The 23,377-nt window shown below is 53.0% G+C and carries 21 protein-coding genes; 11 read left to right on the forward strand and 10 right to left on the reverse strand.

Annotated elements, in window-relative coordinates:
• Positions 1–18 precede the first annotated feature (18 nt).
• Positions 19–1,644 (reverse strand): NAD(P)/FAD-dependent oxidoreductase, encoded by a 1,626-nt coding sequence (locus tag ABNT34_RS11100; protein ID WP_348731585.1) that lies wholly within the window; start codon positions 1,642–1,644, stop codon positions 19–21.
• Between the two features lie 189 nt (positions 1,645–1,833).
• On the opposite strand from ABNT34_RS11100, the gene fdxA reads away from it, so the two are divergent.
• Positions 1,834–2,157: a ferredoxin FdxA gene (gene fdxA, locus ABNT34_RS11105; protein ID WP_348731587.1), complete on the forward strand. Its 324-nt coding sequence runs from the start codon at positions 1,834–1,836 to the stop codon at positions 2,155–2,157.
• A 13-nt stretch (positions 2,158–2,170) separates the two neighbouring features.
• Here the strand turns inward: fdxA and ABNT34_RS11110 are convergent, their stop codons facing one another.
• From ABNT34_RS11110 to ABNT34_RS11125, 4 genes are all read right to left on the reverse strand, one after another.
• A complete protein-coding gene (locus tag ABNT34_RS11110) occupies positions 2,171–3,091 on the reverse strand; it encodes an ABC transporter ATP-binding protein (RefSeq protein ID WP_348731589.1) in 921 nt (306 codons plus the stop codon).
• The gene (locus ABNT34_RS11115) at positions 3,088–3,918 is read right to left on the reverse strand and encodes an ABC transporter permease subunit (RefSeq protein ID WP_348731591.1); all 831 of its coding nucleotides are present in this window, start codon (positions 3,916–3,918) and stop codon (positions 3,088–3,090) included. The genes ABNT34_RS11110 and ABNT34_RS11115 overlap by 4 nt, the downstream gene beginning before the upstream one ends.
• Before the next feature lie 164 nt (positions 3,919–4,082).
• Positions 4,083–4,280 (reverse strand): hypothetical protein, encoded by a 198-nt coding sequence (locus ABNT34_RS11120; protein WP_348731593.1) that lies wholly within the window; start codon positions 4,278–4,280, stop codon positions 4,083–4,085.
• Between the two features lie 92 nt (positions 4,281–4,372).
• Positions 4,373–5,713, reverse strand: coding sequence for an FAD-dependent oxidoreductase (locus ABNT34_RS11125; RefSeq protein WP_348731595.1), 1,341 nt, complete (start codon positions 5,711–5,713; stop codon positions 4,373–4,375).
• 76 nt (positions 5,714–5,789) lie between these two features.
• Between ABNT34_RS11125 and ABNT34_RS11130 the strand changes: the two genes are divergently transcribed.
• Positions 5,790–6,389, forward strand: a complete 600-nt coding sequence (locus tag ABNT34_RS11130) for a GNAT family N-acetyltransferase (protein WP_348731597.1) — start codon at positions 5,790–5,792, stop codon at positions 6,387–6,389.
• A gap of 282 nt (positions 6,390–6,671) precedes the next feature.
• On the opposite strand, the gene ABNT34_RS11135 is transcribed toward ABNT34_RS11130, so the two are convergent.
• Complete coding sequence (locus tag ABNT34_RS11135) at positions 6,672–7,634, reverse strand: LysR family transcriptional regulator (protein ID WP_348731599.1); 963 nt, start codon at positions 7,632–7,634, stop codon at positions 6,672–6,674.
• 155 nt (positions 7,635–7,789) lie between these two features.
• Between ABNT34_RS11135 and ABNT34_RS11140 the strand changes: the two genes are divergently transcribed.
• The 6 genes from ABNT34_RS11140 to ABNT34_RS11165 all read left to right on the forward strand — a co-directional run bounded on the left by ABNT34_RS11140 (position 7,790) and on the right by ABNT34_RS11165 (position 16,597).
• Positions 7,790–7,936, forward strand: coding sequence for a hypothetical protein (locus ABNT34_RS11140; RefSeq protein WP_348731601.1), 147 nt, complete (start codon positions 7,790–7,792; stop codon positions 7,934–7,936).
• Positions 7,937–8,173: 237 nt separating this feature from the next.
• Positions 8,174–11,053: a TonB-dependent receptor gene (locus ABNT34_RS11145; protein WP_348731603.1), complete on the forward strand. Its 2,880-nt coding sequence runs from the start codon at positions 8,174–8,176 to the stop codon at positions 11,051–11,053.
• A 101-nt stretch (positions 11,054–11,154) separates the two neighbouring features.
• On the forward strand, positions 11,155–11,829 hold the full coding sequence (locus ABNT34_RS11150; RefSeq protein ID WP_348731605.1) for a hypothetical protein: 675 nt from the start codon (positions 11,155–11,157) through the stop codon (positions 11,827–11,829).
• 430 nt (positions 11,830–12,259) lie between these two features.
• Entirely contained in the window at positions 12,260–13,276 is a 1,017-nt protein-coding gene (locus ABNT34_RS11155; protein ID WP_348731607.1) for a 2-oxoglutarate and iron-dependent oxygenase domain-containing protein, read from the forward strand.
• A gap of 135 nt (positions 13,277–13,411) precedes the next feature.
• Positions 13,412–14,575: a PLP-dependent aspartate aminotransferase family protein gene (locus ABNT34_RS11160; RefSeq protein WP_348731608.1), complete on the forward strand. Its 1,164-nt coding sequence runs from the start codon at positions 13,412–13,414 to the stop codon at positions 14,573–14,575.
• A 177-nt stretch (positions 14,576–14,752) separates the two neighbouring features.
• Complete coding sequence (locus ABNT34_RS11165) at positions 14,753–16,597, forward strand: M2 family metallopeptidase (RefSeq protein ID WP_348731610.1); 1,845 nt, start codon at positions 14,753–14,755, stop codon at positions 16,595–16,597.
• A 131-nt stretch (positions 16,598–16,728) separates the two neighbouring features.
• Here ABNT34_RS11165 and ABNT34_RS11170 read toward each other — a convergent pair whose 3' ends face one another.
• The gene (locus ABNT34_RS11170) at positions 16,729–17,223 is read right to left on the reverse strand and encodes a hypothetical protein (RefSeq protein WP_348731612.1); all 495 of its coding nucleotides are present in this window, start codon (positions 17,221–17,223) and stop codon (positions 16,729–16,731) included.
• A gap of 312 nt (positions 17,224–17,535) precedes the next feature.
• On the opposite strand from ABNT34_RS11170, the gene ABNT34_RS11175 reads away from it, so the two are divergent.
• Complete coding sequence (locus tag ABNT34_RS11175) at positions 17,536–18,927, forward strand: HAMP domain-containing sensor histidine kinase (RefSeq protein WP_348731614.1); 1,392 nt, start codon at positions 17,536–17,538, stop codon at positions 18,925–18,927.
• Positions 18,924–20,321 carry a sigma-54 dependent transcriptional regulator gene (locus ABNT34_RS11180; RefSeq protein ID WP_348731616.1) on the forward strand — a complete coding sequence of 466 codons (1,398 nt, stop codon included), beginning with the start codon at positions 18,924–18,926 and terminating at the stop codon, positions 20,319–20,321. Before ABNT34_RS11175 ends, ABNT34_RS11180 begins: the two co-directional genes overlap by 4 nt.
• Here the strand turns inward: ABNT34_RS11180 and ABNT34_RS11185 are convergent.
• Positions 20,310–20,741, reverse strand: a complete 432-nt coding sequence (locus ABNT34_RS11185; protein WP_348731618.1) for a VanZ family protein — start codon at positions 20,739–20,741, stop codon at positions 20,310–20,312. The genes ABNT34_RS11180 and ABNT34_RS11185 overlap by 12 nt on opposite strands.
• Positions 20,742–20,872: 131 nt before the next feature.
• Here ABNT34_RS11185 and ABNT34_RS11190 point away from each other — a divergent pair, with 131 nt between their 5' ends.
• The gene (locus ABNT34_RS11190) at positions 20,873–21,085 is read left to right on the forward strand and encodes a hypothetical protein (RefSeq protein ID WP_348731620.1); all 213 of its coding nucleotides are present in this window, start codon (positions 20,873–20,875) and stop codon (positions 21,083–21,085) included.
• Here ABNT34_RS11190 and ABNT34_RS11195 read toward each other — a convergent pair.
• Positions 21,054–21,938 carry a TraB/GumN family protein gene (locus ABNT34_RS11195; protein WP_348731622.1) on the reverse strand — a complete coding sequence of 295 codons (885 nt, stop codon included), beginning with the start codon at positions 21,936–21,938 and terminating at the stop codon, positions 21,054–21,056. The two genes, ABNT34_RS11190 and ABNT34_RS11195, sit on opposite strands and share 32 nt — an antisense overlap.
• A gap of 54 nt (positions 21,939–21,992) precedes the next feature.
• Complete coding sequence (gene glmU, locus ABNT34_RS11200; protein ID WP_348731624.1) at positions 21,993–23,357, reverse strand: bifunctional UDP-N-acetylglucosamine diphosphorylase/glucosamine-1-phosphate N-acetyltransferase GlmU; 1,365 nt, start codon at positions 23,355–23,357, stop codon at positions 21,993–21,995.
• Positions 23,358–23,377: the final 20 nt, after the last annotated feature.

Here is a 23,377-nt window from a genome sequence, read left to right on the forward strand (position 1 = left end):
GTCACGCATCAGATACAGTTAACGCCGGCTGACCGTGATGGTCTGGCCGGTCATCGCCAAAGCCACAGCTTCAGCTACTTTAATGCCATCAATACCGGCAGACAGGATACCGCCAGCATACCCTGCGCCTTCACCGGCTGGGAATAACCCCTTGGTATTCAGACTTTGATAATCGGCGCCCCGTTTGATACAGATAGGGGACGAAGTACGGGTTTCTACACCGGTCAGCAGGCCATCAGCACGGGCAAAGCCTTTGATTTGTCTATCAAAAGCCGGAATAGCTTCGCGAATAGCGGCAATCACATAATCTGGCAGCACCTGCGACAAATCGGTCAGTTTCACCCCTGGGGTATAACTTGGCTGCACATCGCCAAGCTCAGTCGATGGCACGCCAGCGAGGAAATCACCGACCCGCTGTGCCGGCGCATCGTAATTGCTGCCGCCGAGCACATAAGCCTGCGCTTCCAGCTTGCGCTGCAGCTCAATGCCCGCCAGCGGATGGCCCGGATAGTCGCGTTCCGGGTCTATGCCGACCACAATAGCACTGTTGGCATTGCGTTCATTACGCGAATACTGGCTCATGCCATTGGTGACGACCCGGCCTTCTTCTGAGGCTGCAGCCACCACAGTGCCGCCTGGGCACATACAGAAACTGTAAACAGTGCGGTTGTTACTACCATGGTGCACCAGCTTGTAATCGGCCGCCCCCAATAACGGATGGCCGGCACTGGCGCCATAACGGCATTCGTCGATCATCGACTGACGGTGTTCGATGCGAAAACCAACTGAAAACGGCTTGGCTTCGATATAAACACCTTGTTTATAGAGCATTTCAAAAGTGTCACGCGCACTGTGGCCTACCGACAGCACCACATAACGGCTATGCAGCTCGCTGCCATCATTCAGCCGCACGCCGGTCAGTTGCTCGCCGTCACGCAGAATATCGTCGACGCGGGTACTGAACCGGATCTCACCGCCAAGTTCGATAATACGCGCACGCATTTTTTCCACCATGGTCACCAGCTTAAAAGTGCCGATATGCGGTTTGCTGACATACATGATTTCTTCCGGCGCACCGGCTTTGACAAATTCAGTCAGTACTTTACGACCATAATGTTTCGGATCTTTGACCTGACTGTAGAGTTTACCGTCGGAGAAAGTCCCTGCGCCGCCCTCGCCAAATTGCACATTGGATTCAGTATTCAGTGGCTTTTTGCGCCAGAAACCAAAGGTGTCTTTGGTGCGCTCGCGCACTTCTTTGCCGCGTTCCAGAATAATTGGTTTAAAGCCCATTTCGGCCAGCAATAAACCAGCGAACAGGCCACAAGGGCCAAGACCAATCACCAACGGGCGCTCGGTCAGCTGTGCCGGCGCTTTGGCAACAAACTGGTAACTGGTATCCGGTGCCGGCCGGATCTGGTCATCTTTACTAAAGGCCGCCAACACGCGGGCATTGTGATCGGTTTGCACATCCAGCGTGTAAGTCAGCTGAATATCGGATTTTTTCCGCGCATCAACGCCGCGTTTAAACACGGTAAATTCAAGGAGTTGTTCAGGCTTTAATTTCAACCGGGCACAGATAGCGGCGGGTAAGTCAGCGTCGCTGTGATTCAGCGGTAATTTTAATTCGTTGATACGGATCATCGGGCTTTCCTGTTGGTGTCATGGCGAAAGCGCTGTGGCGCTGGCTCACAAAGCAGAAATAAAACCGCTATTTTACGTGAAACCGGCACTTTTGTCCGGTTTTATCCAGCCGCGGCCAGCCTTGTAATTTCAGGCAGCTGCATTACAATTCGCCGGAATTTCCCGGCCTTCATTTCAGGAATTGCTGTCATGGCTTTTGTAGTGACTGACAACTGCATCAAATGCAAATACACAGATTGTGTCGCTGTCTGTCCGGCCGACGCCTTTTTTGCCGGCCCCAATTTTCTGGTGATTAGCCCAACCGCTTGTATTGATTGCGGGCTGTGTGAGCCGGAATGCCCGGCTCAGGCGATTTATCAGCAAGATGCGGTGCCGCCGGGGCAAGAAGCCTTTATTGAACTGAATGCCGAACTCAGTGAGATCTGGCCCAATATCACCGAAGTACAACCGGCGCCGGACGATGCCGACGCCTGGAATGGCGTTGCCGACAAACTGAAGTATCTGCAAACCTGAGCGCCCAATAAATTCAGGCTTGTTTCGCCGTCACCGCAAACAATTGCTGCTCCAGCGTCTGGCCTTTGGTTAACTGGCGATAACGCCAGCCAAACTGACGCAATGCCATCAACAAAGTTAAATCAAAATCCGGCGCCAGTTCAGCGTCGAATTGCAGCACATACTCATATTTCTGGCTGTCACTGACGGCAATCACGCCCGGCAGCGCCCGCAGTTGCGGCAATACATCGGTATAAGCACCAGGTTCCAGCGTCAGGGTGACATAACCCTGCGTCGCCGCACTTTGCACCGCACTTTGTTGCACCAGTTTGCCGTGCTCCAGGTACAACACGGTGCCGCACAGCCGTTCCAGTTCAAAAATGTTATGCGAACTGATGATAAAACTGGCTTCGCCGGACAAAGTTGCGATGAGCTGACGCACTTGCAAGGCGTTGACCGGATCAAGACCTGCGGTCGGTTCATCCAGCATCACCAGTTCCGGGCTGCCCATCAGCGCCTGGGAGATGGCCACTCTTTTGCGCATACCATGGCTAAGCGCCGTGGCTTTTAAATCGGCGCTGCCGGCTAAATCGACCAGACTCAGCACCCGACGGCTTTCCGCCAGCGCAGTGGTTTTGCTCATGCCCTGTAACTGACCGAAAAAACTCAGTTGGGTCAGTAGCGAAAAATTCGGGTCCAGCATCGCATCCTGCGGCAAGGCACTGACCCGACCAAACAAAGCACTGCTGCCGGGTTTATGGCCTAACACTTTTAACTCACCACTGCTGGCTGGCAGATAACCGCATAACAAACTGAACAAGGTGGTTTTACCGGCGCCGTTGGGGCCGATCAGCGCGATAGGTTCACCAGCCGGAAGGCTGAAAGTCAGGTCTTGCAATACCGCTTTTTGGCCAAAAGATTTGCTTAAGTTCCGGGCTTCAATCAGATAACTCATAATGCTTTCTCCTGCATCACGATACGGCCAATCAGCAGCAGCACCGCAGTTTGTAATAATGGCAAGCCACAGTGTTTCAGCGTATCCCAGCCTTGTGCACCCAGTAACATCGGCAATTGTGCGCCCGGCAGATACTCCAGCACCACCCGCAGATCCGGGAAATGCCAGACCAAATAACCCAAAGAACCGGTGATAACACCAATACTGACAATCGCCAGACTAATCGCCAGCCGGCTGGAACGGACCAGTGCCGAACACAGCGCCATCAGCGCAGTAAATGGCAGCAGCACAATCAGCAGATTCAGCCAAATCACCAAAGTAGCATTGACAGCAGACAGCGGCAGTTCGCCGACGCGCCAGACCGCCAGACCCAGCGTTGCCAATAACGACAAACCTATCAGCAGGGCCTGCACCAGAATTTGTCCGATAAAACGGCCGAAGAAAATACTATCGCGACTGGAACGTAAAGTGAGGAAACGTAAGGTACCGCGCGAGCGGTCAGAACAGGTTTGATCTGCGGTGGCAAACAACACCGCCAGCGGCATAAAAAACACCGTCAATGCCCAATACACCGACAATTCCGGCAAGGACCAGTTCAGCAGGTTATACATCCCCACCATCCCCAGCATGCTGCTCAGCATCTGCTGAATTTCCGGTTCCTGCAGCTGCACGCTGGCCTGATAAATCGGATAACGCAACAGGAAGTACCAGATAGTGGTAAAGGCCGCCAGTGCAAACCAGCCGCGCGGGGTTAAAAACAAACGTTGTAATTCAAAGCGGCTGTAAAGCCAGGTCTGGCGACCAAACAAAGATATTGCGGCTGGCATTGGCACTTCCTTTTTTGCAGTTCAGATAAACTGTGCTGGCAAAGATAGTACCAATATCTAACTAAATGAAATCAAACAAATTTATAGTATGCGGCAGCAGCTAAATGTGTCGAAACCGCTAAATATTAGCCATTTTGGCAAAGGTGTATCGGAAAAACTCAGGCTCAATCACTGTATTTCAGATGACGCTGACTCAGCCAATAACCAAACCAGGACAGCAACAGGCAAGGAATTAACGCCAATAAACGCATCGGCAGCCGGTGCTGCTGGTCCAGCAACGTTAACAGGCAAGGGGCATAAATGCCGTAGATCAAAAAAAACGTCAGGACCAGGCCTGACCAATCCATGGTCAACAAATCCATTTCAACACTCCAATCCGCGAAGTGTTAACACACTAACGTTACAAGAAATTATTTGCAACAATTAATTTACCAAATTACCTGTATCCCTTGCATCACCACCACTGATCCTTCAATTTGCCATAGTGGAAATAACCCCATTGACCAACCCGGCGCAACGGCGCCAGCGGGAACTTTGGCAGTGCCGACTGATACAGCGGTAAATCTGGCTGCGACAACCCCATCACTTTATCCGCCAGCCGTTTGCCGGCCTGCACCGAAAATGACAGGCCACTGCCGCAATAACCCATGCTATACACCACATCACCGTACGCATCGGCCTGATACAAATGCGGAATGTCATCCAGCGCCATACAAATCCAGCCCGACCACTGATAGTCGTATTTCAACTCACGCAGTGCCGGGAAACTCAGTTTCAGCACCTCAAGCAACCGCTGGGCATAATATGGATTTTCGGCGTCACTACCGGTGATGGCCCCACGGCCACCAAACAAGATTCGGTTGTCCGGCAGTTTGCGGTAGTAATATTTCAGCGCGCGGGTATCCATCACCACTTGAGAGGTCAGCAGGTTACAGGCGGCGAGCTGTTCAGCACTTAGCGGTTCGGTGACAATAATTTGCGATAACACAGGTAAGGTACGCGCCTGCACACCAGGGTGCAGCTGTTTGGGCGTATAACCATTGGTAGCCAGGATGACTTTGCGGGCCCGCACCAGCGCCTGTGGTGTTTGCAACAGTTGCGTGCGGCCATCGGTCTGCCAATGCAGCACCGGACTGCCCGTGTGCACTGATGCACCGGCACTGCGCGCCAGACGCTGATAACCCCAGGCCAGTTTCAGCGGATTGACACCAAAAGCATCGGCAAAACGTAAGGCGCCAAAACTCTGTTCGTCGGCGACATAACGCTGATGCACCTGGCTGCGGCTTAACAATTCAACTTCAGCACCAAAAGTTTTTTCCAGTAACCGCGCCTGCGCTTCTAATGTCGGCACCATCGAGGCTTTATGGGCCATCCGCAGATAACCAGGTTCCTGCTGATCACAATCAATCCCCAGGCTAATCAGCTGCCGGACCCGATCTAACCCAGCCTGAAACTCATGATAGACGCCGCGCATCACCGCTTCACCCCATTGCTTTTGCATCTGGGCATAAGGTTTGCGGCCACTGGATTTCAATACAAAACCGGCATTGCGGCCACTGCAGCCCCAGGCGGTCTGATTCGCTTCCAACACCAACGCTTTGACGCCATGTTCAGTCGCCAGATGATAAGCCGCGGACAACCCGGTATAACCGGCGCCGATGATCGCAACATCAACATCAAGGTCATGTGTCAGAGCGCCATCATCGGCCGGTGCAGCGCCGGAATGTGCGGCCCAATAACTGGATGGGTAAGGTTGGCTCTGGCCTGGTGAGCGGTCGTGAAGCGGATCGTACATAGGACATCCTGATTACTGCAATTCAGAGCGCATCATGGCAAGATAAAACACAATTTCCAAGCCATCCGGATGTGTTATGTCAGAGGCTCAGCGCAGTCCCAGCGCCATCGACTATCAGCCGTTATCACCGGCGCACTTTGCTGCCGTCATTGCGCTCGGCAATCAGGTGCATGGCGAGGGTTATCTCAGCGCAGAACTGATCAGCACTTATTATCAGCAAGGCCACAAAGATGGTCACAACGCCGGCGTGGTCGCGCTGGACTGCAAAGGTTTAGCCGGTTTCCGACTGGCGTTTGCGCCTGGACAATGGCAGCCGGATCAATGGTGCAGCCCAGAGCTATGGCGCGTGCCTTTGGCGCAGGTCGGTTATTTTAAATGCAACACAGTGCGGCCAGACCTGCAAGGCAGCGGCATTGGCGGCGCGCTGCTGAAATTATCGATGCAGGCTTTTATCGCACAAGGCGCTGTCGCCGGCGTGGCGCATCTGTGGGTGCAAAGCCCGGGCAATGCGGCGGTGCGGTATTTCAGCAAACATGGTGGCGAGCTGGTAAAAATCCATCCGGATAAATGGCGGGAAGACAGTCTGAATGGCTATGAATGTGTGCGCTGTGGCTTTGATTGTCATTGCGATGCCGCCGAGATGATTTTGCGGTTGGCGCACGCTGCTGCAGACTGAAAAAACAGTTTCCTCTGTTTGCCGGGATGACAAACGGCAGGCAGAGGAAACTGCGGGAGAGCCGGAAGCTGAACCGGGCGCAACAGCTGCACTGCTCAGTGGCCAAGATCTATATCAGCGATACAGACAACACATCACACCGTTTCACGTGGAACCCGCATTTGTTATCCAACAACGACTGAAAAACAACAAATGTAAGCGGTTACATGAAGTTTCAATATGACAGAGCGCCTGCATCTATGCAAGCGCTTACAATGGATATTTATGCGCGGTATTTTATTGCTAACCAGCCAATGCGGTGAGCACTTCAGGCGTAGCCGCCACCGCCGCAGTGCTGGTCTGGCAATAGGTCTGTGGATTCAGCCGGCATTGCAGATACTGCAGAATCACTTTCACCCCGGCTTTCATGTGGACCCGGTGCGGATACACCAGATGCACCGGCAGCGGCTCCGGCATGTATTCGGTCAGGATGGGCACTAACCGGCCGGCATCAATTTCATCAGCCACCTGATATCGGGTGACATACATCAGACCGACACCGGCCAGTACCGCCGGCTTTAATGCTCTGTTGCTGTTGGCATGCAAGGGGCCTTGCGTCAGCACTTCCAGCGGCTGGCCCTGATCTGAAAAACGCCAGTATCTTTCCTGTGGGCTGTTATCCGTGCTGAGACAACTATGTTGGGTCAAATCCCGCGGGTGTTGCGGAATGCCGGCCTGCGCCAGATAAGACGGTGCGCCAACCAGCACAATCGGCAATTTGGTGAGTGGCCTGGCGATCAGGCTTGAGCTGGCCAAACGACCGAAGCGGATCGCCACATCAACTTCTTCACCGACCAAATCAACCAGCCGGTCAGTTAAATCCAGTTCGACCCTTAACTTGGGATAACGCTGCAACAGTTCCGGCAACAAAGGCGCGATAATTTTGCTGCCATAAGTCACTGCCACACTGATGCGGATGGTGCCCGCCGGTTCGTCACGCATTTCGTCCAGATGATGTTCCGCCTGATCAGCCTGGCGCACCACCTGCTGGCAATAAGCAAAAAACGCCTGGCCTTCGGCCGTTAAACGGATTTGCCGGGTGGTGCGTTGCAGCAGTCGCACCGACAAATGTTGCTCCAGCCGGCTGATGGCTTTACTGACCGCGCCTTTGGACATTTGCAGTGCCAGCGCCGCCTGAGTAAAACTGCCGGTTTCGGCCACCCGGGCAAAAATCGCCATATCACTTAAACGCTGTAGTAATGACATCAGAACCTCCAACCAGAACATTTCAGCTAGTGTATCAAAAGCAAAATAGCCTGATTGTTTCTTGTTGGAAACAATCTGTCCTGAAATAACCAGCTAATCAGCGCGAAATGTCCTGCGTATCATTGTGCAGAATTTGTTCAGCGGAGGAAAAAACCATGTTTCTGCAGATTTTATACGCGGTGGTTAAGGGCTTGTTGGAGATGGACGGTTATCAGGTCACTGCGGCCAAACCTGCAGCAGACGTGGGCGCTGAACCCGCCAGCCAGGACTGTGTAACCGATGAAAACAAATGTTACAAATGAAATCTTTAATAAATAAAATGTGAATACAATAATCCAAAAGTTGCCAGTAAATGCTACCGCAGTGCATTTACTGTGCAATTGATGTTTGGTTTCACGCCATTGACCGCATCCGGTCTGGTCTTTAGCCAATTTTTCTATAGAATCCGCCGCCCCGAATCAGGGCAATTTAGTCAAAACAGCATTCGCCGGCTACTGGTCCTGCAAAGGAACGGGCACGGCAGGCATTCAGAGGTACACATGTTCCGTCGTCCATTATTAACCCAGGCCATCAGACTGAGTCTGAGCGCCGCCGCCACTTCAGCCGCATTATTAAGCACTGCAGCCATCGCTCAGCAAACCAACACCGCAGAACCTGTTGAACGCGTACAGGTGACTGGTTCACGTATTATGCGTGAAGGCGCCATCGCACCATCGCCGGTCACATCCATTTCCGGTACTGAACTGATGGAAACCGGCGCCCTGAACATCGGTGAAGTGTTAAACGAATTACCAGCGCTGGCCTCTACCTACTCGATGGCCAACTCAGGCAACTACATCGGCACTGCCGGCCTGAACCTGCTGGATTTACGTGGCATGGGTGCTGACCGTACTCTGGTACTGGTCGATGGCAAACGTCATGTGTCATCCAGTGCAGGCTCAGCCTCTGTGGACACCAACACCATCCCGACAGCCTGGATCGAATCTGTTGAAATCATCACTGGTGGCGCTTCTGCAGTCTACGGTGCCGACGCTGTAACCGGCGTAGTGAACTTCAAACTGAAGAAAAACATCCAGGGTCTGGAAGTCAGCGCGACTGGCGGTAAAGCCAACGACAACCCTTATAACAACCACAAATTTAACTTCTCTTACGGCACTGATTATGCTGGTGGTCGTGGTAACGCCGCATTTGCCGCTGAAGTTTCAGGTCAACGCGTACTGAATGCCACAGAGCGTTCTTTAACCCGTACGCCGTACATGAACGTGCGTAACGCCGCCAGCAAAGACAAAAAAGACCCGCTGACCGGCGCCACTATCCATGACGGTATTCCGGATCGCATCACGCTGCCAAATACCGGCTGGTATGACTCATCAGTCAACGGCAACTTCTATCTGGAAGAAGGTGACGCACTGAACTGGTACACCTTTAACCCGGACGGTTCAGTCCGTCTGCAAAACCTCGGCACCACTTACGGTGAATGGGGCCGCTGCAGCAACTGTGATTTGTTAGACCTGAAAGAATATCAGGACTTACAGCCAGAATTTAAGCGTTACAACTTCAACGCCAAAACCAACTTCGAACTGAACGACGACCACCTGTTAAGTGCCGAAGTGAAACATGTGGTGAGCAAAGGCGACAGCGCCGGCCAACCGTCATTCTTTGAATATGACACCGCGCTGGAAATCACTGCCGACAACGCTTATATCCACCCGACGCTGGCAGCGCTGATGGCGAAAAACGATCTGGATGCGGTTTATCTGCACCGGTTTAATAAAGACGCCGGCCGCCGCATGGAAAACAACACCCGGATCACTAACCGCGCTGTGGTTGGCCTGGATGGTAATTTAAGCGACGACTGGAGCTATGAAAGCTACGCAGTGTACGGCGAGACCAAACTGGAACAGCAAAACTTCAATAACCTGATCCGGAAAAACTTCGCGCAGTCGATTGATGCTATCAAAGATGCCGACGGTAAAATCGTTTGTCGTGACGTTGCTGCCCGCGCCGCCGGTTGTGTACCAACCAGCGTATTTGGCAATGGTGCAGTGAACCCGGCCGCCAGCGCCTGGTTTAACACCAATTCAATGTCAACCAGCACCATCAAGCAACAAGTCGTCAACGCCAGCGTTGCCAACAGCGCCTTGTTTGAATTACCGGCCGGTATGGTTGGTTTTGCTGCCGGTACTGAATACCGTCATGAACAAAGTGACTCAGTACCAGATGCATTTGCTGCCACAGGCGCAACTTTCTTAAACGCGCTGCAGGAAGAACACGGCAAGTTCAACGTCAAAGAAGCTTTTGCTGAAATCACGGCACCATTGGTTGCTGACGTTTTCCTGATCCAGGACCTGACCTTTGATGCCGCAGTACGGGTCGCTGATTACAGCTCGATCGGCAACGCCACCAGCTGGAAAACCGGTTTAGACTGGACCATCACTGACGAATTGCGCATGCGTTCGACCTATTCAGTCGCGCTGCGCGCACCGAATATCGGCGAACTGTATGGCCCGCAAAACCAGACCTATTTCAGTGTTTATGACCCATGTGGCAAAGAGTACAACCAAAGCGCACTGCGGGTGAAAAACTGTCAGGCACTGGGTATTCCTGCGACATTTGACCCAACAGCGACAGCTTCAACCATCGAAGGTCTGTCTGGCGGCAACCCGAACCTGCAGCCGGAAGAGTCAAAATCTTACACAGTTGGTGCTGTTTACCAGCCTGAGCTGATTGAGAACCTGACTTTCACCGTCGACTATTGGTCAATTGATATCGACGACGCTATTTCTTCTGTGGCAGCGCAGGATATCCTGAACAAGTGTGTGGATAACCCGAACGGTATCAACAACCAGTTCTGTGCCCTGATCAAACGGGATGCCACCAGCCGTGAGCTGAAGCTGATCACCTCTATCACTCAGAACGTCGCTGCACAAACTGCTGAAGGCGTCGATTTTGAAATTGGTTATGACTTTGACGTCATGGGCGGCCTGGTCAAAACCAAAGTGATCGGTACTTACCTGGATTCACGCAAAACCTTCTCATTCCAGGACAATCCTTCAGTCTATGAAGAGAACGCCGGTACAGAAGGCGAAGCGGTATGGCAGGAAAACTTCTCGGTATCTTATGCGCGTGATGCCTGGATTGCGACCTGGAAAACCCGTCACTTAAGCGCGGTTAGCCTGTATTCAGACCAGGACCTGGTAACCAACCCGGATCCGGTCGACATCATGGGCTACGGCAGCTACTTCATCACCGATATCAGCCTGGGTTACCAGTTTGAAAACGGCGTGAACTGGAGCGTCGGTATCGACAACCTGTTTGACCGCAACCTGCCAGGTGTCACCACCGGTACAGGTACTGGTTCAGCCAGCTACGACAATATCGGCCAGTTCTTCTACACCACAGTGTCTTACAAGATGTAAGACCTGAAGTGGTGCGGGTGAACTCCACCCGCACCACTTACTTTAAATAGATAAAAAAATACAATATTTACAATTAATTACCGCATTGTAAATACGTCACTATGATGAATTTCCGTCTCATTTTTGCCATTTCCCTGTTTGCCGCCATTCAGTCCATCCGTGTATCAGCCACAACCATTTTATGTGATGGCTGTAATACGGCAGCGATGCTCGAATCTGCGAAAGTACAGGCCGCTAGGCGGATGCCCGGGGTGTATACAATTGATGTGTTGAATCTCACCGGTGCAGACTATAGCGCATATAAAGCCACTGTTGCGGCTGGCGGACAACCGGGAGCACCGCTTATTGCAATATCACAGCAAACGTCAGCGAAAGAAGCACAGATTGAAGCGGCAGCAACAGATTTTCAGCTGGCAATCCATGCATTGCAAAAAACAGCTGCTGAAAAAATAGTATTGCCTGCACACTCACCTTATCCTGATGCAGCAGTTGCAAAGGCAGAAAAAACTGCTTTTGCCACATACACCACTCATGTTGTAAGAAGCCAACACCAAGCGTTGCAGCAGAATATAGCCACACTAAATGCCAGCCTTCGACATCTCGCCACTATGGTTCCGGTCGAATATGTCGATTTTGTAGCGTCAGCATCCTTGCAATCGCCAATAGCGGTTGAAACCTGGGTGGTATTTCCGGATCAGACAGAAATCAATGTTCAGATGACGCTTCAGTACAATCTGGCTGATGGATTGGTGCCGCTTATCACTGTGATACAGTAGTCCTGCTCAAGCTCTGCAGCATGATCCAATCTTGCAGTGACTTTAGACGATGCCAACAATCGGCATATTCGCTATCGGATTTACGTTACGTCGACTTATGCCACTTTGTTCTGATAAATACCTTCCTGTTGTATCGGGAAACCTGAAAGTCTGGCCATCCGGCAATCCAGAACATCAAACAGCACACATTTATTTGCATAAAAATCAATATCTTATATTCCATAATTGTGCGTCTTAGCCAGGTGTTTCCGCTAAAACCCGCTTATAACCACACAATGAAGAACACTGCTAAACACCCAGACATCCAGTTATAACAAAATCTTCTGATAAAGCATCAATTGCTGCTTTTTCAACACTTCATCTGCTGATTAAATGCGCCGCAATTACCGCCGTACTGTTACGACGGCAGACTAAAGATGCGGAGTTGATCATGGCCACAGCCACTTTACCCATGCTGGATTTAGCGCAATATCACGGTGCAAACCGGGCTGAGTTTTTACGCCAGCTGCGTGTGGCATCGCGGGATGTCGGCTTTTTCTACCTGAGCGGTCATGGCATCAGCCTTGAATCGCAGCAACAAATGCTGGCGCTTGGCCGCGAGTTTTTTGCTTTGCCGCTGGCGGAGAAAACTCAGGTGCAGATGCTGAACTCGCCACACTTTCGCGGTTACACCCGCTTAAACGGCGAGCTGACGCGTGGCCAGCCGGATCAGCGCGAACAGTTTGACATCATGCGTGAAGACGAAGTGGTCGGCCTGCCCACCAGCAATGCTTTGTGGCGCCGTTTAGTCGGGCCAAATCAATGGCCAACCGCTTTACCGGCGTTAAAACCGGCTTTGCTGGCTTTTCAGCAGCAGCTGACCGATGTCACTGTCACTTTGTTACGCGCTATGTTAGAAGCGCTGGAATTGCCCGCCGAAGCACTGGACCACACCATTGCCGGCCTGAATGGTCAGGAAGGCCCTTACCAGCATATGAAAATTGTCCGTTATCCTGTGGCAGCGCCAAACGCCAGCAAACAAGGCGTTGGCGCACACAAAGACCCAGGTTATCTGACACTGGTGGTGCAGGACCAACAAGCCGGTCTTGAAGTGGAAACCGCAGACGGCTGGGTGTTGGCCGAACCGGTTCCCGGTGCTTTTGTGGTCAATATCGGTGAGCTGCTGGAAATGGCCTCCAACGGTTATTTGAAAGCTACCACACACCGCGTCACCAGCCCGCAGCAACAGGACCGCTACTCAGTGGCGTTTTTTATGGCGGCCCAGCTGGACGCGACAGTGCCAGTACTGCCACTCAAGGCCGAACTAGCCGCTGAAGCACAAGGGCCTGCGACAGATCCTGCCAACCCGTTATTACGCCAGGTTGGCGATAATACGCTCAAAGGCCGCTTGCGCTCGCATCGTGACGTCGCAGCCCGGCATTATCCGGAACTGTCGCAAGCAAGTTAGCCCATCTGACAAGCCATCCGGATCCAGCCACCAAGCAAGCTGCGCGTCCGGATGGCTCGGTTTTTTTCCACAGATTCGTTAGGCTGGCCGGCAACAACACCGGCTGGCCCGGTCTTCGTCTACAAGGTAAATCCAATGAAAACGCAAACGCTCGCGGTCCATGCCGGCCAACAACCAGACCCAAGCACCGGCGCCTTAAATACCCCGGTGTATCTGACCAGCACTTACAGCTACGGCACGGCACAGGAAGGCAAAGACCGTTTCGCCGGCAAAAACCCGGGTTATATCTACAGCCGGTTTGCCAACCCGACTTCCAGCGCGCTGGAGCAAAAACTGGCGGCCTTAGAAGGCGCTGACGAAGCAGTGGTAGTCGCGAGCGGCATGGCAGCCTTCAGCTCTATCGTTTATGCCCTGACGCAACAAGGCGACGAAGTGGCCTTTATCGACCCGGTGTACGGCGGCACCGACGCGTTTTTACGCAATACCTTAGTACGTGCCGGCGTTAAAGTGGTCAGCTACAGCTCGGACGATGATTTTGTCAGCCGTCACAACCCCAATACCCGTTTGGTGTTGTGGGAACCGGTCACCAACCCGACGCTTAAAGTTGTCGACAGCCGCAAAATCATCGCAGTGGCCAAACAGATTGGCGCTATCACAGTCTGTGACAACACTTTCCTGACGCCGGCGCTGTTTCAGCCGCTCAGCATAGGTGCTGATTTAGTCATGCACAGCGGCACTAAATATCTTTGTGGCCACGGCGACATTATCGCCGGAGTCATTGCCGGCAACGGCCCGCTGATCCAGCGCGTACGCACTGTGGCGCTGAAACATATCGGCGTGCCGATGGGACCACAGGAAGCATATTTATTACAACGCGGCGTAAAAACCCTGCCGCTGCGGATGCGGGCGCATTGTGACAATGCCAAAGCGGTGGCGGAGTTTTTAGCCACGCAAGAAAAAGTCGCGGCGGTGTATTTCCCCGGTTTACCGGCTCATCCGGGCCATCAGGCCATTGCCGACACCGCCAGCGGCTTTGGCGGCATGGTGGCACTGGAATTACACGGTGGTTTTGACGCCTGCGCCCGTCTGCTTGATAACCTGACATTATTCGCCCAGGCGGTGAGTTTAGGCGATTTAGAAAGCCTGGCCTGTCACCCGGCCAGCACCACGCACGCCGCGATGACGCCGGACGACCGTGCCCGCGCCAATGTCACCGACAAGCTGGTGCGCTTAAGTATCGGCGTGGAAGATATCGAAGATTTGCTGGCGGATTTAGCCCAGGCGCTGGCGAAGGTCTGACAGTTTGCCCTTGGGCAGAACACAGCACCAAATGACAGACCGGGCTAACGCCCGGTCTTTTTTTACCCTGTAGTCACATTTTTCACGAAAGCCCGACTGATCAGATTTGCTTTCACCGCCCCGCAGGCCAATACTGGCAGGGCTCAAACCCACGATAATAAAAACTCAGGAACAAATATGAAAACATCTTTCCAACCTACGCTCATCGCAGTGTTGGTTACCGGCGCTTTGCTCGGTTGCCAGCCCGCCAGTAAACCCGCAGAACCAACCACTGTTGCTCCGGCACAAGCCGCAGCGCCGACCGCAGAAGAAGCTAAAGCTTTTGTCGCTAAAGCTTCGGAGCAAACCCGTAAGTTGTTGCTGGAAGTCAACCGCGCCGACTGGATAGCCAATACCTATATCACTGAAGATACTGAAGCGTTGTCGGCCGATTACAACAAAAAACTGACTGAAGCTGTGGTCGCGCTCGCCAACGAAGCGGCGCGTTTTAACGACACTCAGGTTGACGCCGACACCCGCCGCCAGCTGGATAAACTGAAACTGGCACTGACGTTAGCCGCACCCAAAGATCCGGCCAAAACTGAAGAGTTAGCCGGTATAGTCGCCAAACTCAATGCCATGTATGGCAAAGGCAAATACACCAACGCCGCCGGTAAAGAAATGGCGCTGGGTGAAATGTCGGCCGTGATGGCCAGTTCGCGCAGTTACGACGAACAGCTCGAGATGTGGAAAGGCTGGCACGACACCGCAGCGCCGATGAAACCTTTGTATGTACGCCAGGTAGAGCTTGCCAATGAAGGTGCGCGGGAACTGGGTTACGCCGATACCGGCGCCATGTGGCGCTCTAAATATGATATGAATGCCGACGCCTTTGCCGCAGAGCTGGACAAACAATGGGGCGCAGTCAAACCGCTGTATCAGGCGCTGCATTGCCATGTCCGCGCCAAACTCGGCGAAAAATACGGCACCGACAAAGTGCCACAGGACAAACCGATCCCGGCGCATTTGCTCGGCAATATGTGGGCACAAACCTGGGGAAATATTTATGATGTCGTAGCGCCGGAAAATTCAGATCCGGGTTATGACGTGACAAAGTTACTGGCAGACAAAGGTTATGACGAGCTGAAAATGGTAAAAGGCGCGGAAGGCTTCTTTACCTCATTAGGTTTTGCACCGCTGCCGGAAACCTTCTGGAGCCGCTCACAGTTCACCAAACCGCGCGATCGCGACGTGATTTGCCATGCCTCGGCCTGGGATTTGGACGCCAAAGACGATTTACGCATTAAGATGTGTATCGAAAAAACCGGTGAAGAATTTGCGGTCATTCACCACGAATTAGGACACAACTTCTATCAGCGCGCCTACAAACATCAGCCGGTGTTTTATCAGGACAGCGCCAACGACGGTTTCCACGAAGCCATTGGCGACACCATCGCTTTATCGGTCACGCCAAAATATCTGCAGCAAATTGGCCTGCTGGAGCAAGTGCCGGACGAATCCAAAGACATTGGCCTGTTAATGAAAATGGCGCTGGATAAAGTGGCGTTTCTGCCCTTTGGTTTGCTTGTTGATCAGTGGCGCTGGCAGGTATTTTCCGGTCAGGTGAAACCAGAGCAATATAACGACGCCTGGTGGAAATTACGGGAAAAATATCAGGGTGTATCCGCGCCTGTCGCCCGGTCTGAAGCCGATTTTGATGCCGGCGCCAAGTTCCACGTGCCGGCCAATACGCCTTATACCCGGTATTTCCTCGCGCATATTCTGCAGTTCCAGTTCCACAAAGCGCTGTGTGAAATTGCTAAAGACGCCGGCCCTATCCACCGCTGTTCAATTTATAACAGCAAAGAAGCGGGCACTGCGCTGAATGCCATGCTGGAAATGGGCGCCAGCAAACCCTGGCAGGACGCTTTAGCCACTTTAACCGGCAAACCGGAAATGGACGCTTCAGCCATTCAGGCTTATTTTGCGCCGCTGCAGGCATACCTGGACGAGCAAAACAAAGGCCGCCAGTGTGGCTGGTGATTTGAGTTGATTCAGTAACAAAGATAAAGGGCAGCGCCGGCTGCCCTTTTTTATCAACGTTATGCCATCAAACAAGCATTCAACCAGCGCAACGCCAGGTCCAGGTTTTCCAGACGTTGCTGCAGGGCCGCTCAGAATTTACTATCGAGTTGCTTTTGTAACTCCTGCAGCTGTTCTTTGCTGAATTTGCCTTTGGCCAACAACTTTTTTATCAGCTCAAATTCATGGCCTTCACCAGCGACCATTTTATGAATCACCATCTTGTCGGTGATCACTTTGACATCCACATTGAGATCATCGCCATCCAGAGTGTTCACCAGCACCTGAGGTTCCCCCGGTGCCGTCGATTTCATTTGTTCGACAATGTTGCGAATTTTATCGCGTTTTTCTGCCGGTAATTCCGCCAGCGCTTTATCCAGTTCAGCCGGGCTTTGGCTGCTGTCCCATTTAAAACTTTTGCCGTCGGCGTCATTCAGTACCAGCACTTTGGTTTGTTTTTTCTCGGTGACTTTGTCCGGGCTTTTGTCGGTCGGTGCCGGCACGGCACCAGCCTGCGCGCAAGCGGTCAGCGACAACAACAGCAGCGGGAACAGTAGCTTCGGTAAACACTGGCCAGATTTTTTCATCATTTCACTCCTTGGGATTAAGAGCCCGGCAGCGGACTCTGCCCCTTTGTCATAGGAAGTTTGATGCCAGAATTTTTGTTGTTTATTTTCATACACTTAAAATTCTAAGCTTGCGAACGCCGGAAAAATATCCCGAAATGAGGAGATCAAAGTGCTGATATGCGCCAGCCGCTGCGGCAGGCACTGATGTCATTTAATAAAGGTGATTGATTTCAGTATGTTAATTGCAGACAGCATTCAGCCGTACTGGCACCGAATTTGCCATTTAATCCCAACAGCGGCTCGCTCCGGGTCTCAGTAACAGGAATAACCATGTCATTTAGTTTGCCCAAGGCCCTGATCCTCGGCGTCTGTAGTCTGTTTATCCTGATGGGGTTCAGCCAGGCGCTGACGCTATGGTGGTTTCAGCAGCAGTTGCAACAAGAGCTCAGTGAACAGAGTCAGGCGCTGAGCCGGCTTATTCTGGCCCGCACCGCAGAGAAACTGCAGCATCAGTTTGTGTTTTCGTCCGACGCCACAGTGCAGGTGTTCAGCAAAGAGGCCACTGTACCGACAGCAGCCCTGACAGCGCCGCAACCAGCACTGGCAGCAACAGAGCGAAAGGTCGAAGTGCGTAAATTGGACAACGGCATCACCATAGTCCAGATGAAACAGCAGCATGGCGGCAATGGCAAAGCCGCAGCAGCGGTTGACCTCGATTTAAACCTGCAGCTGGAACAAACCCTGTCTGAATTAAAACAACCAGGCGCAGCGCCGCAGCATTGGGTCAGCCAGTTTAAATTAAAAACCACTGGTTCCAGCCAGCAGCTGATCAGCCAATATCTGGGCTATCAAATGCTGGCACTGGCGCTCTCCACCGCCTTGGCGCTGTTGCTGCTGCTTTGGTTTGGCTCGCGTTTGTTGCAGCCGCTACAGCGGCTGGTGCAGGGGTTTCGCGCCTTAGGTCAGGGCGAAGCCGGTATTCAGCTCGATACGCAGGCCCCATTGGCAGAATATCGCCAGGCGCTGCAGCAATTTAATCAGGCCAGCACTGAGCTTGCCGCTTTGCAGCAGCAAAAAGCCGAGTTGGCCCGCCAGCAGCAACTGGTGGAACTGGGCGAAATGAGCCGCGGTCTGGTGCACGCACTGCGAAACCCGATTCACACCATGGCACTGGCGCTGGAGCAGCTATCCGGCAGCGACCTTGCGTTACAGCAGCTGATTGAGCAAAAAATGCAGCATATCAACCGCACGCTGAGCACCTTATTGACACTGAGCTGCCAGGGCGTTGACCGTAGCACGCCAGTGGCGCTCAAAGCCGTGCTGCAGGACCTTTGCCTGGAATTCTCGGCGCAGCAGCTGCAGTTGGACGCACCCGCACTGTGTTGCCGGGGTGCTGAAGCTGAATTACGCTTTATTCTGCATGTGCTGGTCAGCAATGCAGTCGAGGCCAGCCCAGAACCGGGCACGGTTTGCCTGAAGTTATGGCAGGCACCTGACGGCATTTATTTCCAGGTCACAGACCAGGGCGCAGGTCTCAATCCACAAGTTGCCGCTAGCCTGTTCCAGCCGCATATCAGCAGCAAAGCCGAAGGCGCTGGTATGGGGCTGTATCTGGCGCAGCGCCTGCTGCAGATGTATTACCGGGGCGATATTCAGCTGCAAAACAGACCGGAAGGCGGCGTATTGGCGCAGGTAAGGCTGGGCACGGAGATTAACCAATGACCCTCTCACAAGCATCAGAACAGCCACATCAACCCTTGTCATTGCAGCAACCGCAGCTGCTGGTGGTGGAAGATGACCAGAGCCAGCGCCAATTGGTCACTGAGTTATTGCAGGCCGAGGGCTATCGCGTCTGCAATGCTGACAGCGTGCCGGCAGCCATTCTGCAATTGCAGCAACAACCAGACATTGCGCTGGTGTTCAGCGACTGGAAACTCGGCAGCCTCAGCGGCTTAGAACTGCTGGATTACTGCAAAACACATTATCCGACCGCCGGTTTTGTTATCGCCACCGCCTACGGCTCGGTCAGCCATGCGGTGGAAGCCATTCAGGCCGGTGCCGACGACTATCTGGCCAAGCCGTTTAAGCGACAGGAACTGTTGCTGGCGGTGCGTAAAGGCCTGCGCGCCCGAAGCCTGCGTAAACAGAACCAACAATTGAGCGCCGCACTCAGCGAACAACAACAGCTGGTCGATATCATCGGTCATGCGCCTTGTATGCAGCAGTTGTTTCAACGCATTCAGCGCATTTCCGGTACTGATGTGACTGTGCTCATCAGTGGCGAAAGCGGCACCGGCAAAGAGCTGGCGGCGCGCGCACTGCATCAGTTATCGCCGCGCCGGCACGGGCCATTTATCGCACTGAACTGCGGCGCAATTCCGGAAAGCCTGGCCGAGGCCGAGTTATTTGGTGCCGAAAAAGGTGCATTTACCGGCGCACATGCCGCCAAAGCTGGCAAGTTTGAAGCGGCAGAAGGCGGCACGCTGTTTCTCGATGAAATCGCCGAATTGCCGCTGAGCCTGCAGGCCAAATTATTGCGGCTATTACAACAAGGCACAGTCACCCGTCTCGGCAGCCATCAGGAAATAAAGCTCAATGTGCGGATCATTGCCGCCAGCCATCAGGATTTGGCCGTGGCAGTGCGCGAAGGCCGTTTTCGCGAAGATTTGTTTTACCGGCTCAATGTAGTCCCGCTGCATATGCCGGCACTGCGGGAGCGTTGTGAAGATATTCCGCGCCTGCTGGAGCATTTTCTGCAATTACATCAACAACGTTATCAGCAGCAGGCACCGAACTTAAGTAAACAGACGCTCAAACAACTACTTGGTTATCGCTGGCCCGGCAATGTACGCGAACTGGCCAACCGGATTGAACGTTATGTGCTGTTACAGGACGAACAGGAGCTGCTGGCGGGGTTGCAGCCAGATGCCGGACCAGCCCCAGCCACCGGCTTTGTGCTACCACCAGAAGGCCTGGCCTTTGAAGCATTGGAGAAAAGCTGCCTGCAGCAAGCGCTGCAGCGCTGTGATGGCAATAAAGCGCAGGCAGCACGACTGCTGCAGTTACCCTATAAGGCGTTTTTATACCGGCTGGAAAAGTTTGGCTTAACTGGCTGAGGGCTCGTCGTCACCTTGCTGCGTTGGTAGAGCAGCGCGACGACGATAGCGGGCTCGCAGCTGATAAAACCCGCTGGTCAGCAAGGTTGCCAGCGTGACACCGAGTAAATCGGCCAAAATATCCAGCAGCTCAAAACTGCGTGATGGGAACAACAACTGACTGCCTTCTTCTAACAAAGCAAAACCCAAAGTCAGCACCACGCCGAGATAAAGCCGCAGCGGCCCGACGGCCACTTGCCGCGCTTTGGTGGCAAAGTTCAGCAACAACGCCAAAACGCCAAATAGCAATAGATGGCCGATTTTGTCGCCGTAAGGCATTGAAGCGCCAAGTTGAATAAAATAATTTGGCTTGCCGAGGTCTGCTTCCAGGATCACCCAGGCTAACAGTCCAAACAACGCAAGCGCAGGTAACCAACGCATAATTTCCCCTGTCATCCCGCTCTAATGCGCGATGGTCACAACAAAAACGATTTATTTTCGCATCCGACCTAAACTTTTTTGCGTACCTGTACGACCAAAGTTCAGATTCAACATCAACAAGGATATGCATCATGGCCCAAAGTTCTGTCCAATCAGATCTTATCCAGTCCCCCGGCTGGCGTCAGGCCGGTCAGGTTTTTCTGCTGTTTATGCTGGCGATGCTGTTTGCCAATACCCTATTGCTGTTACTGGAAAGCAAACTTGGCCTTTATAGCTACTTCGCCGCACCACAACTGCAGCTGCTGACGCAGCCTATTCAGTGGTTTTGTCAGATCCTGACTTAAAAGGCTCCACCTGATAGCCGGCTTGTTGCAATAACGCCAACACCCCTTCAGTACCGGCTAAATGGCCCAATCCCACCAACACGAACTCTTGCTCTTTGTTGCCGAACAGAGCCTGAATTTGCGGTAACCAGGCCTGATTCCGAGCTACAAACATCTGCTGATAAGTCTGCGCATCGGCAGTTTTCACCGGAGCCAACACCAACTGCTCCACCGCCGCCAAATCGCCACTGCGCCAGGCGCTGAGTGCTTTGGCCATCATTTTTGCAGTTTCACTGACATCACTCAGAGCATGCTGCAAAAACAGATCTTCGCGCCCTTCACCTAAACCAGCCAATAAACTCAGTTGAAATTCAATCGGTTCCAGATATTTCAGCGTTTTTTTCTGCTGCTGCGCCAACGTCAGATAATGCTGATCAACACCAGGTGCACTGAAATTGTGTTGCTGCAGTTCCAACAGCGTCAGCTGAGTCACCAGCATGCCTGGTCTAAATTGTTCAACCTGCGGCAAGCTCAATCGGTGCCGTTGCAAGATATCCTGCAACTGCTGGCGGGTCTTTTCCGCCAGCTTACTGCTCAGCGTGGTGCCTGCCGGATACAGCAACTGTTGCTGTAGCGAAGCGGCGCGGGCCTGATCCTGCATCGGTGCCAAATCCGTCTCCAACACCAGCACATCGCTGTGTTGAAAGGCCGCATCAAATTCCGCCGGTAACGGATATTGTGCCGGCGGCAACAAATGCACAGTACCACCAATCAGCAGCTGATCAGAGACTTTACTGATCCGCCAGACGGCAGTGTCAGCCTGCGCCAGTGCGCTGCATAACAACAAAATGACGCTTAATATCCATGCCTGCATCGGTGATTTCCTTGTTGTTCCCGATAGAAAAGGCCGGTGATACCGGCCTTTTGTTTATTTCTTGATTTTCTGCGGTCGTTGCCAGCCACTGATATGACGCTGCTTGGTGCGCGCAACCACCAGCTCATCAGCCGCCACATCATGCGTCACCACAGAACCGGCACCGACAGTGCTGTTTTTACCAAGCGTCAGCGGGGCCACCAAGGAACTGTTAGAGCCAACAAAAACACCATCTTCAATGGTGGTCTGGAACTTGTTGGCACCGTCGTAGTTACAGGTGATAGTGCCGGCACCGACGTTCACTTTACTGCCTATCACCGCATCGCCTAAATAAGTCAGGTGATTGGCCTTCGAGCCTTTACCGAGCCGGGTTTTTTTCAGCTCGACAAAGTTACCGACATGGCTGTCGTCTGCCAGCACTGAATCAGGCCGGATGCGGGCAAAAGGCCCGACCGAACAATCGGCACCAATGGTTGATGCTTCGACCATGGTATTGGCTTTGATCTCGGTATTATCGCCAACAGTACAATCTTTCAGGATACAGTTGGCGCCAATCACTACACCATTGCCAAGCACCACTTTGCCTTCAAAAATGACGTTGACGTCGATCATCACGTCCGAACCAACGCTCACTTCGCCACGCACATCGATGCGTGCCGGATCGCGTAAGTTCGCACCGTTTAGCATCAGCTCTTCGGCTTTGCGTGCCTGATAAGCACGTTCCAGCTGGGCCAGCTGCACACGGTTGTTGGCGCCTTCAGTTTCAATCGGATTGGCAGGGTGCGCCGTGGCGATATCGACGCCATCGGCATGCGCCATCGCAATGATATCGGTTAAATAAAATTCGCCCTGGGCGTTATTGTTTTGCAATTTGCCCAACCATTGTTTCAGCTGTTTGCCCGGCACCGCCATGATGCCGCTGTTTACTTCAGTGATTTTCAGCTGCTCAGCGTTGGCATCTTTTTGTTCGACAATACCGACGACTTTACCGTTTTGCCGCACCATCCGGCCATAACCAGTTGGGTTTTGCAGGTGGACCGTCAGCACTGCCAGGCCGTTTTCGCTGCGCGCCGCCAGCAGTTGCTGCAGCGTTTCCAAGCGGGTCAGTGGCACATCGCCGTAAAGCACCAGCACGACGTCTTCATCCGCTACATGAGGCAGCGCTTGTTGCACCGCATGGCCGGTACCCAGTTGCTCGGCCTGTAGCACCCAGTTCAGTGGCTGCTCGCCTAAACCGGTTTTCAGCTGCTCAGCACCATAGCCATAGACCAGATTAATTTGTGCTGCATTGAGCTGACGCGCGGTATCAATCACATGCTGCACCATCGGCCGCTCAGCGACCTTGTGCAACACTTTTGGTAAAGCTGATTTCATCCGGGTGCCTTTGCCGGCTGCCAGGATCACGACGTTTAATGCCATCTGAGCCAATCCTTTTAATA

Source organism: Rheinheimera texasensis (assembly GCF_964031785.1).
GTDB classification, from domain to species: Bacteria; Pseudomonadota; Gammaproteobacteria; order Enterobacterales; family Alteromonadaceae; genus Pararheinheimera; species Pararheinheimera texasensis_A.

What these genes read in the sequence shown, in the direction of transcription:
- ABNT34_RS11100 (WP_348731585.1), bottom strand. Translation starts at nt 1,644, where the DNA reads ATGATCCGTATCAACGAATTAAAATTACCGCTGAATCACAGCGACGCT.
- fdxA (WP_348731587.1), top strand. Translation starts at nt 1,834, where the DNA reads ATGGCTTTTGTAGTGACTGACAACTGCATCAAATGCAAATACACAGAT.
- ABNT34_RS11110 (WP_348731589.1), bottom strand. Translation starts at nt 3,091, where the DNA reads ATGAGTTATCTGATTGAAGCCCGGAACTTAAGCAAATCTTTTGGCCAA.
- ABNT34_RS11115 (WP_348731591.1), bottom strand. Translation starts at nt 3,918, where the DNA reads ATGCCAGCCGCAATATCTTTGTTTGGTCGCCAGACCTGGCTTTACAGC.
- ABNT34_RS11120 (WP_348731593.1), bottom strand. Translation starts at nt 4,280, where the DNA reads ATGGATTTGTTGACCATGGATTGGTCAGGCCTGGTCCTGACGTTTTTT.
- ABNT34_RS11125 (WP_348731595.1), bottom strand. Translation starts at nt 5,713, where the DNA reads ATGTACGATCCGCTTCACGACCGCTCACCAGGCCAGAGCCAACCTTAC.
- ABNT34_RS11130 (WP_348731597.1), top strand. Translation starts at nt 5,790, where the DNA reads ATGTCAGAGGCTCAGCGCAGTCCCAGCGCCATCGACTATCAGCCGTTA.
- ABNT34_RS11135 (WP_348731599.1), bottom strand. Translation starts at nt 7,634, where the DNA reads ATGTCATTACTACAGCGTTTAAGTGATATGGCGATTTTTGCCCGGGTG.
- ABNT34_RS11140 (WP_348731601.1), top strand. Translation starts at nt 7,790, where the DNA reads ATGTTTCTGCAGATTTTATACGCGGTGGTTAAGGGCTTGTTGGAGATG.
- ABNT34_RS11145 (WP_348731603.1), top strand. Translation starts at nt 8,174, where the DNA reads ATGTTCCGTCGTCCATTATTAACCCAGGCCATCAGACTGAGTCTGAGC.
- ABNT34_RS11150 (WP_348731605.1), top strand. Translation starts at nt 11,155, where the DNA reads ATGATGAATTTCCGTCTCATTTTTGCCATTTCCCTGTTTGCCGCCATT.
- ABNT34_RS11155 (WP_348731607.1), top strand. Translation starts at nt 12,260, where the DNA reads ATGGCCACAGCCACTTTACCCATGCTGGATTTAGCGCAATATCACGGT.
- ABNT34_RS11160 (WP_348731608.1), top strand. Translation starts at nt 13,412, where the DNA reads ATGAAAACGCAAACGCTCGCGGTCCATGCCGGCCAACAACCAGACCCA.
- ABNT34_RS11165 (WP_348731610.1), top strand. Translation starts at nt 14,753, where the DNA reads ATGAAAACATCTTTCCAACCTACGCTCATCGCAGTGTTGGTTACCGGC.
- ABNT34_RS11170 (WP_348731612.1), bottom strand. Translation starts at nt 17,223, where the DNA reads ATGAAAAAATCTGGCCAGTGTTTACCGAAGCTACTGTTCCCGCTGCTG.
- ABNT34_RS11175 (WP_348731614.1), top strand. Translation starts at nt 17,536, where the DNA reads ATGTCATTTAGTTTGCCCAAGGCCCTGATCCTCGGCGTCTGTAGTCTG.
- ABNT34_RS11180 (WP_348731616.1), top strand. Translation starts at nt 18,924, where the DNA reads ATGACCCTCTCACAAGCATCAGAACAGCCACATCAACCCTTGTCATTG.
- ABNT34_RS11185 (WP_348731618.1), bottom strand. Translation starts at nt 20,741, where the DNA reads ATGCGTTGGTTACCTGCGCTTGCGTTGTTTGGACTGTTAGCCTGGGTG.
- ABNT34_RS11190 (WP_348731620.1), top strand. Translation starts at nt 20,873, where the DNA reads ATGGCCCAAAGTTCTGTCCAATCAGATCTTATCCAGTCCCCCGGCTGG.
- ABNT34_RS11195 (WP_348731622.1), bottom strand. Translation starts at nt 21,938, where the DNA reads ATGCAGGCATGGATATTAAGCGTCATTTTGTTGTTATGCAGCGCACTG.
- glmU (WP_348731624.1), bottom strand. Translation starts at nt 23,357, where the DNA reads ATGGCATTAAACGTCGTGATCCTGGCAGCCGGCAAAGGCACCCGGATG.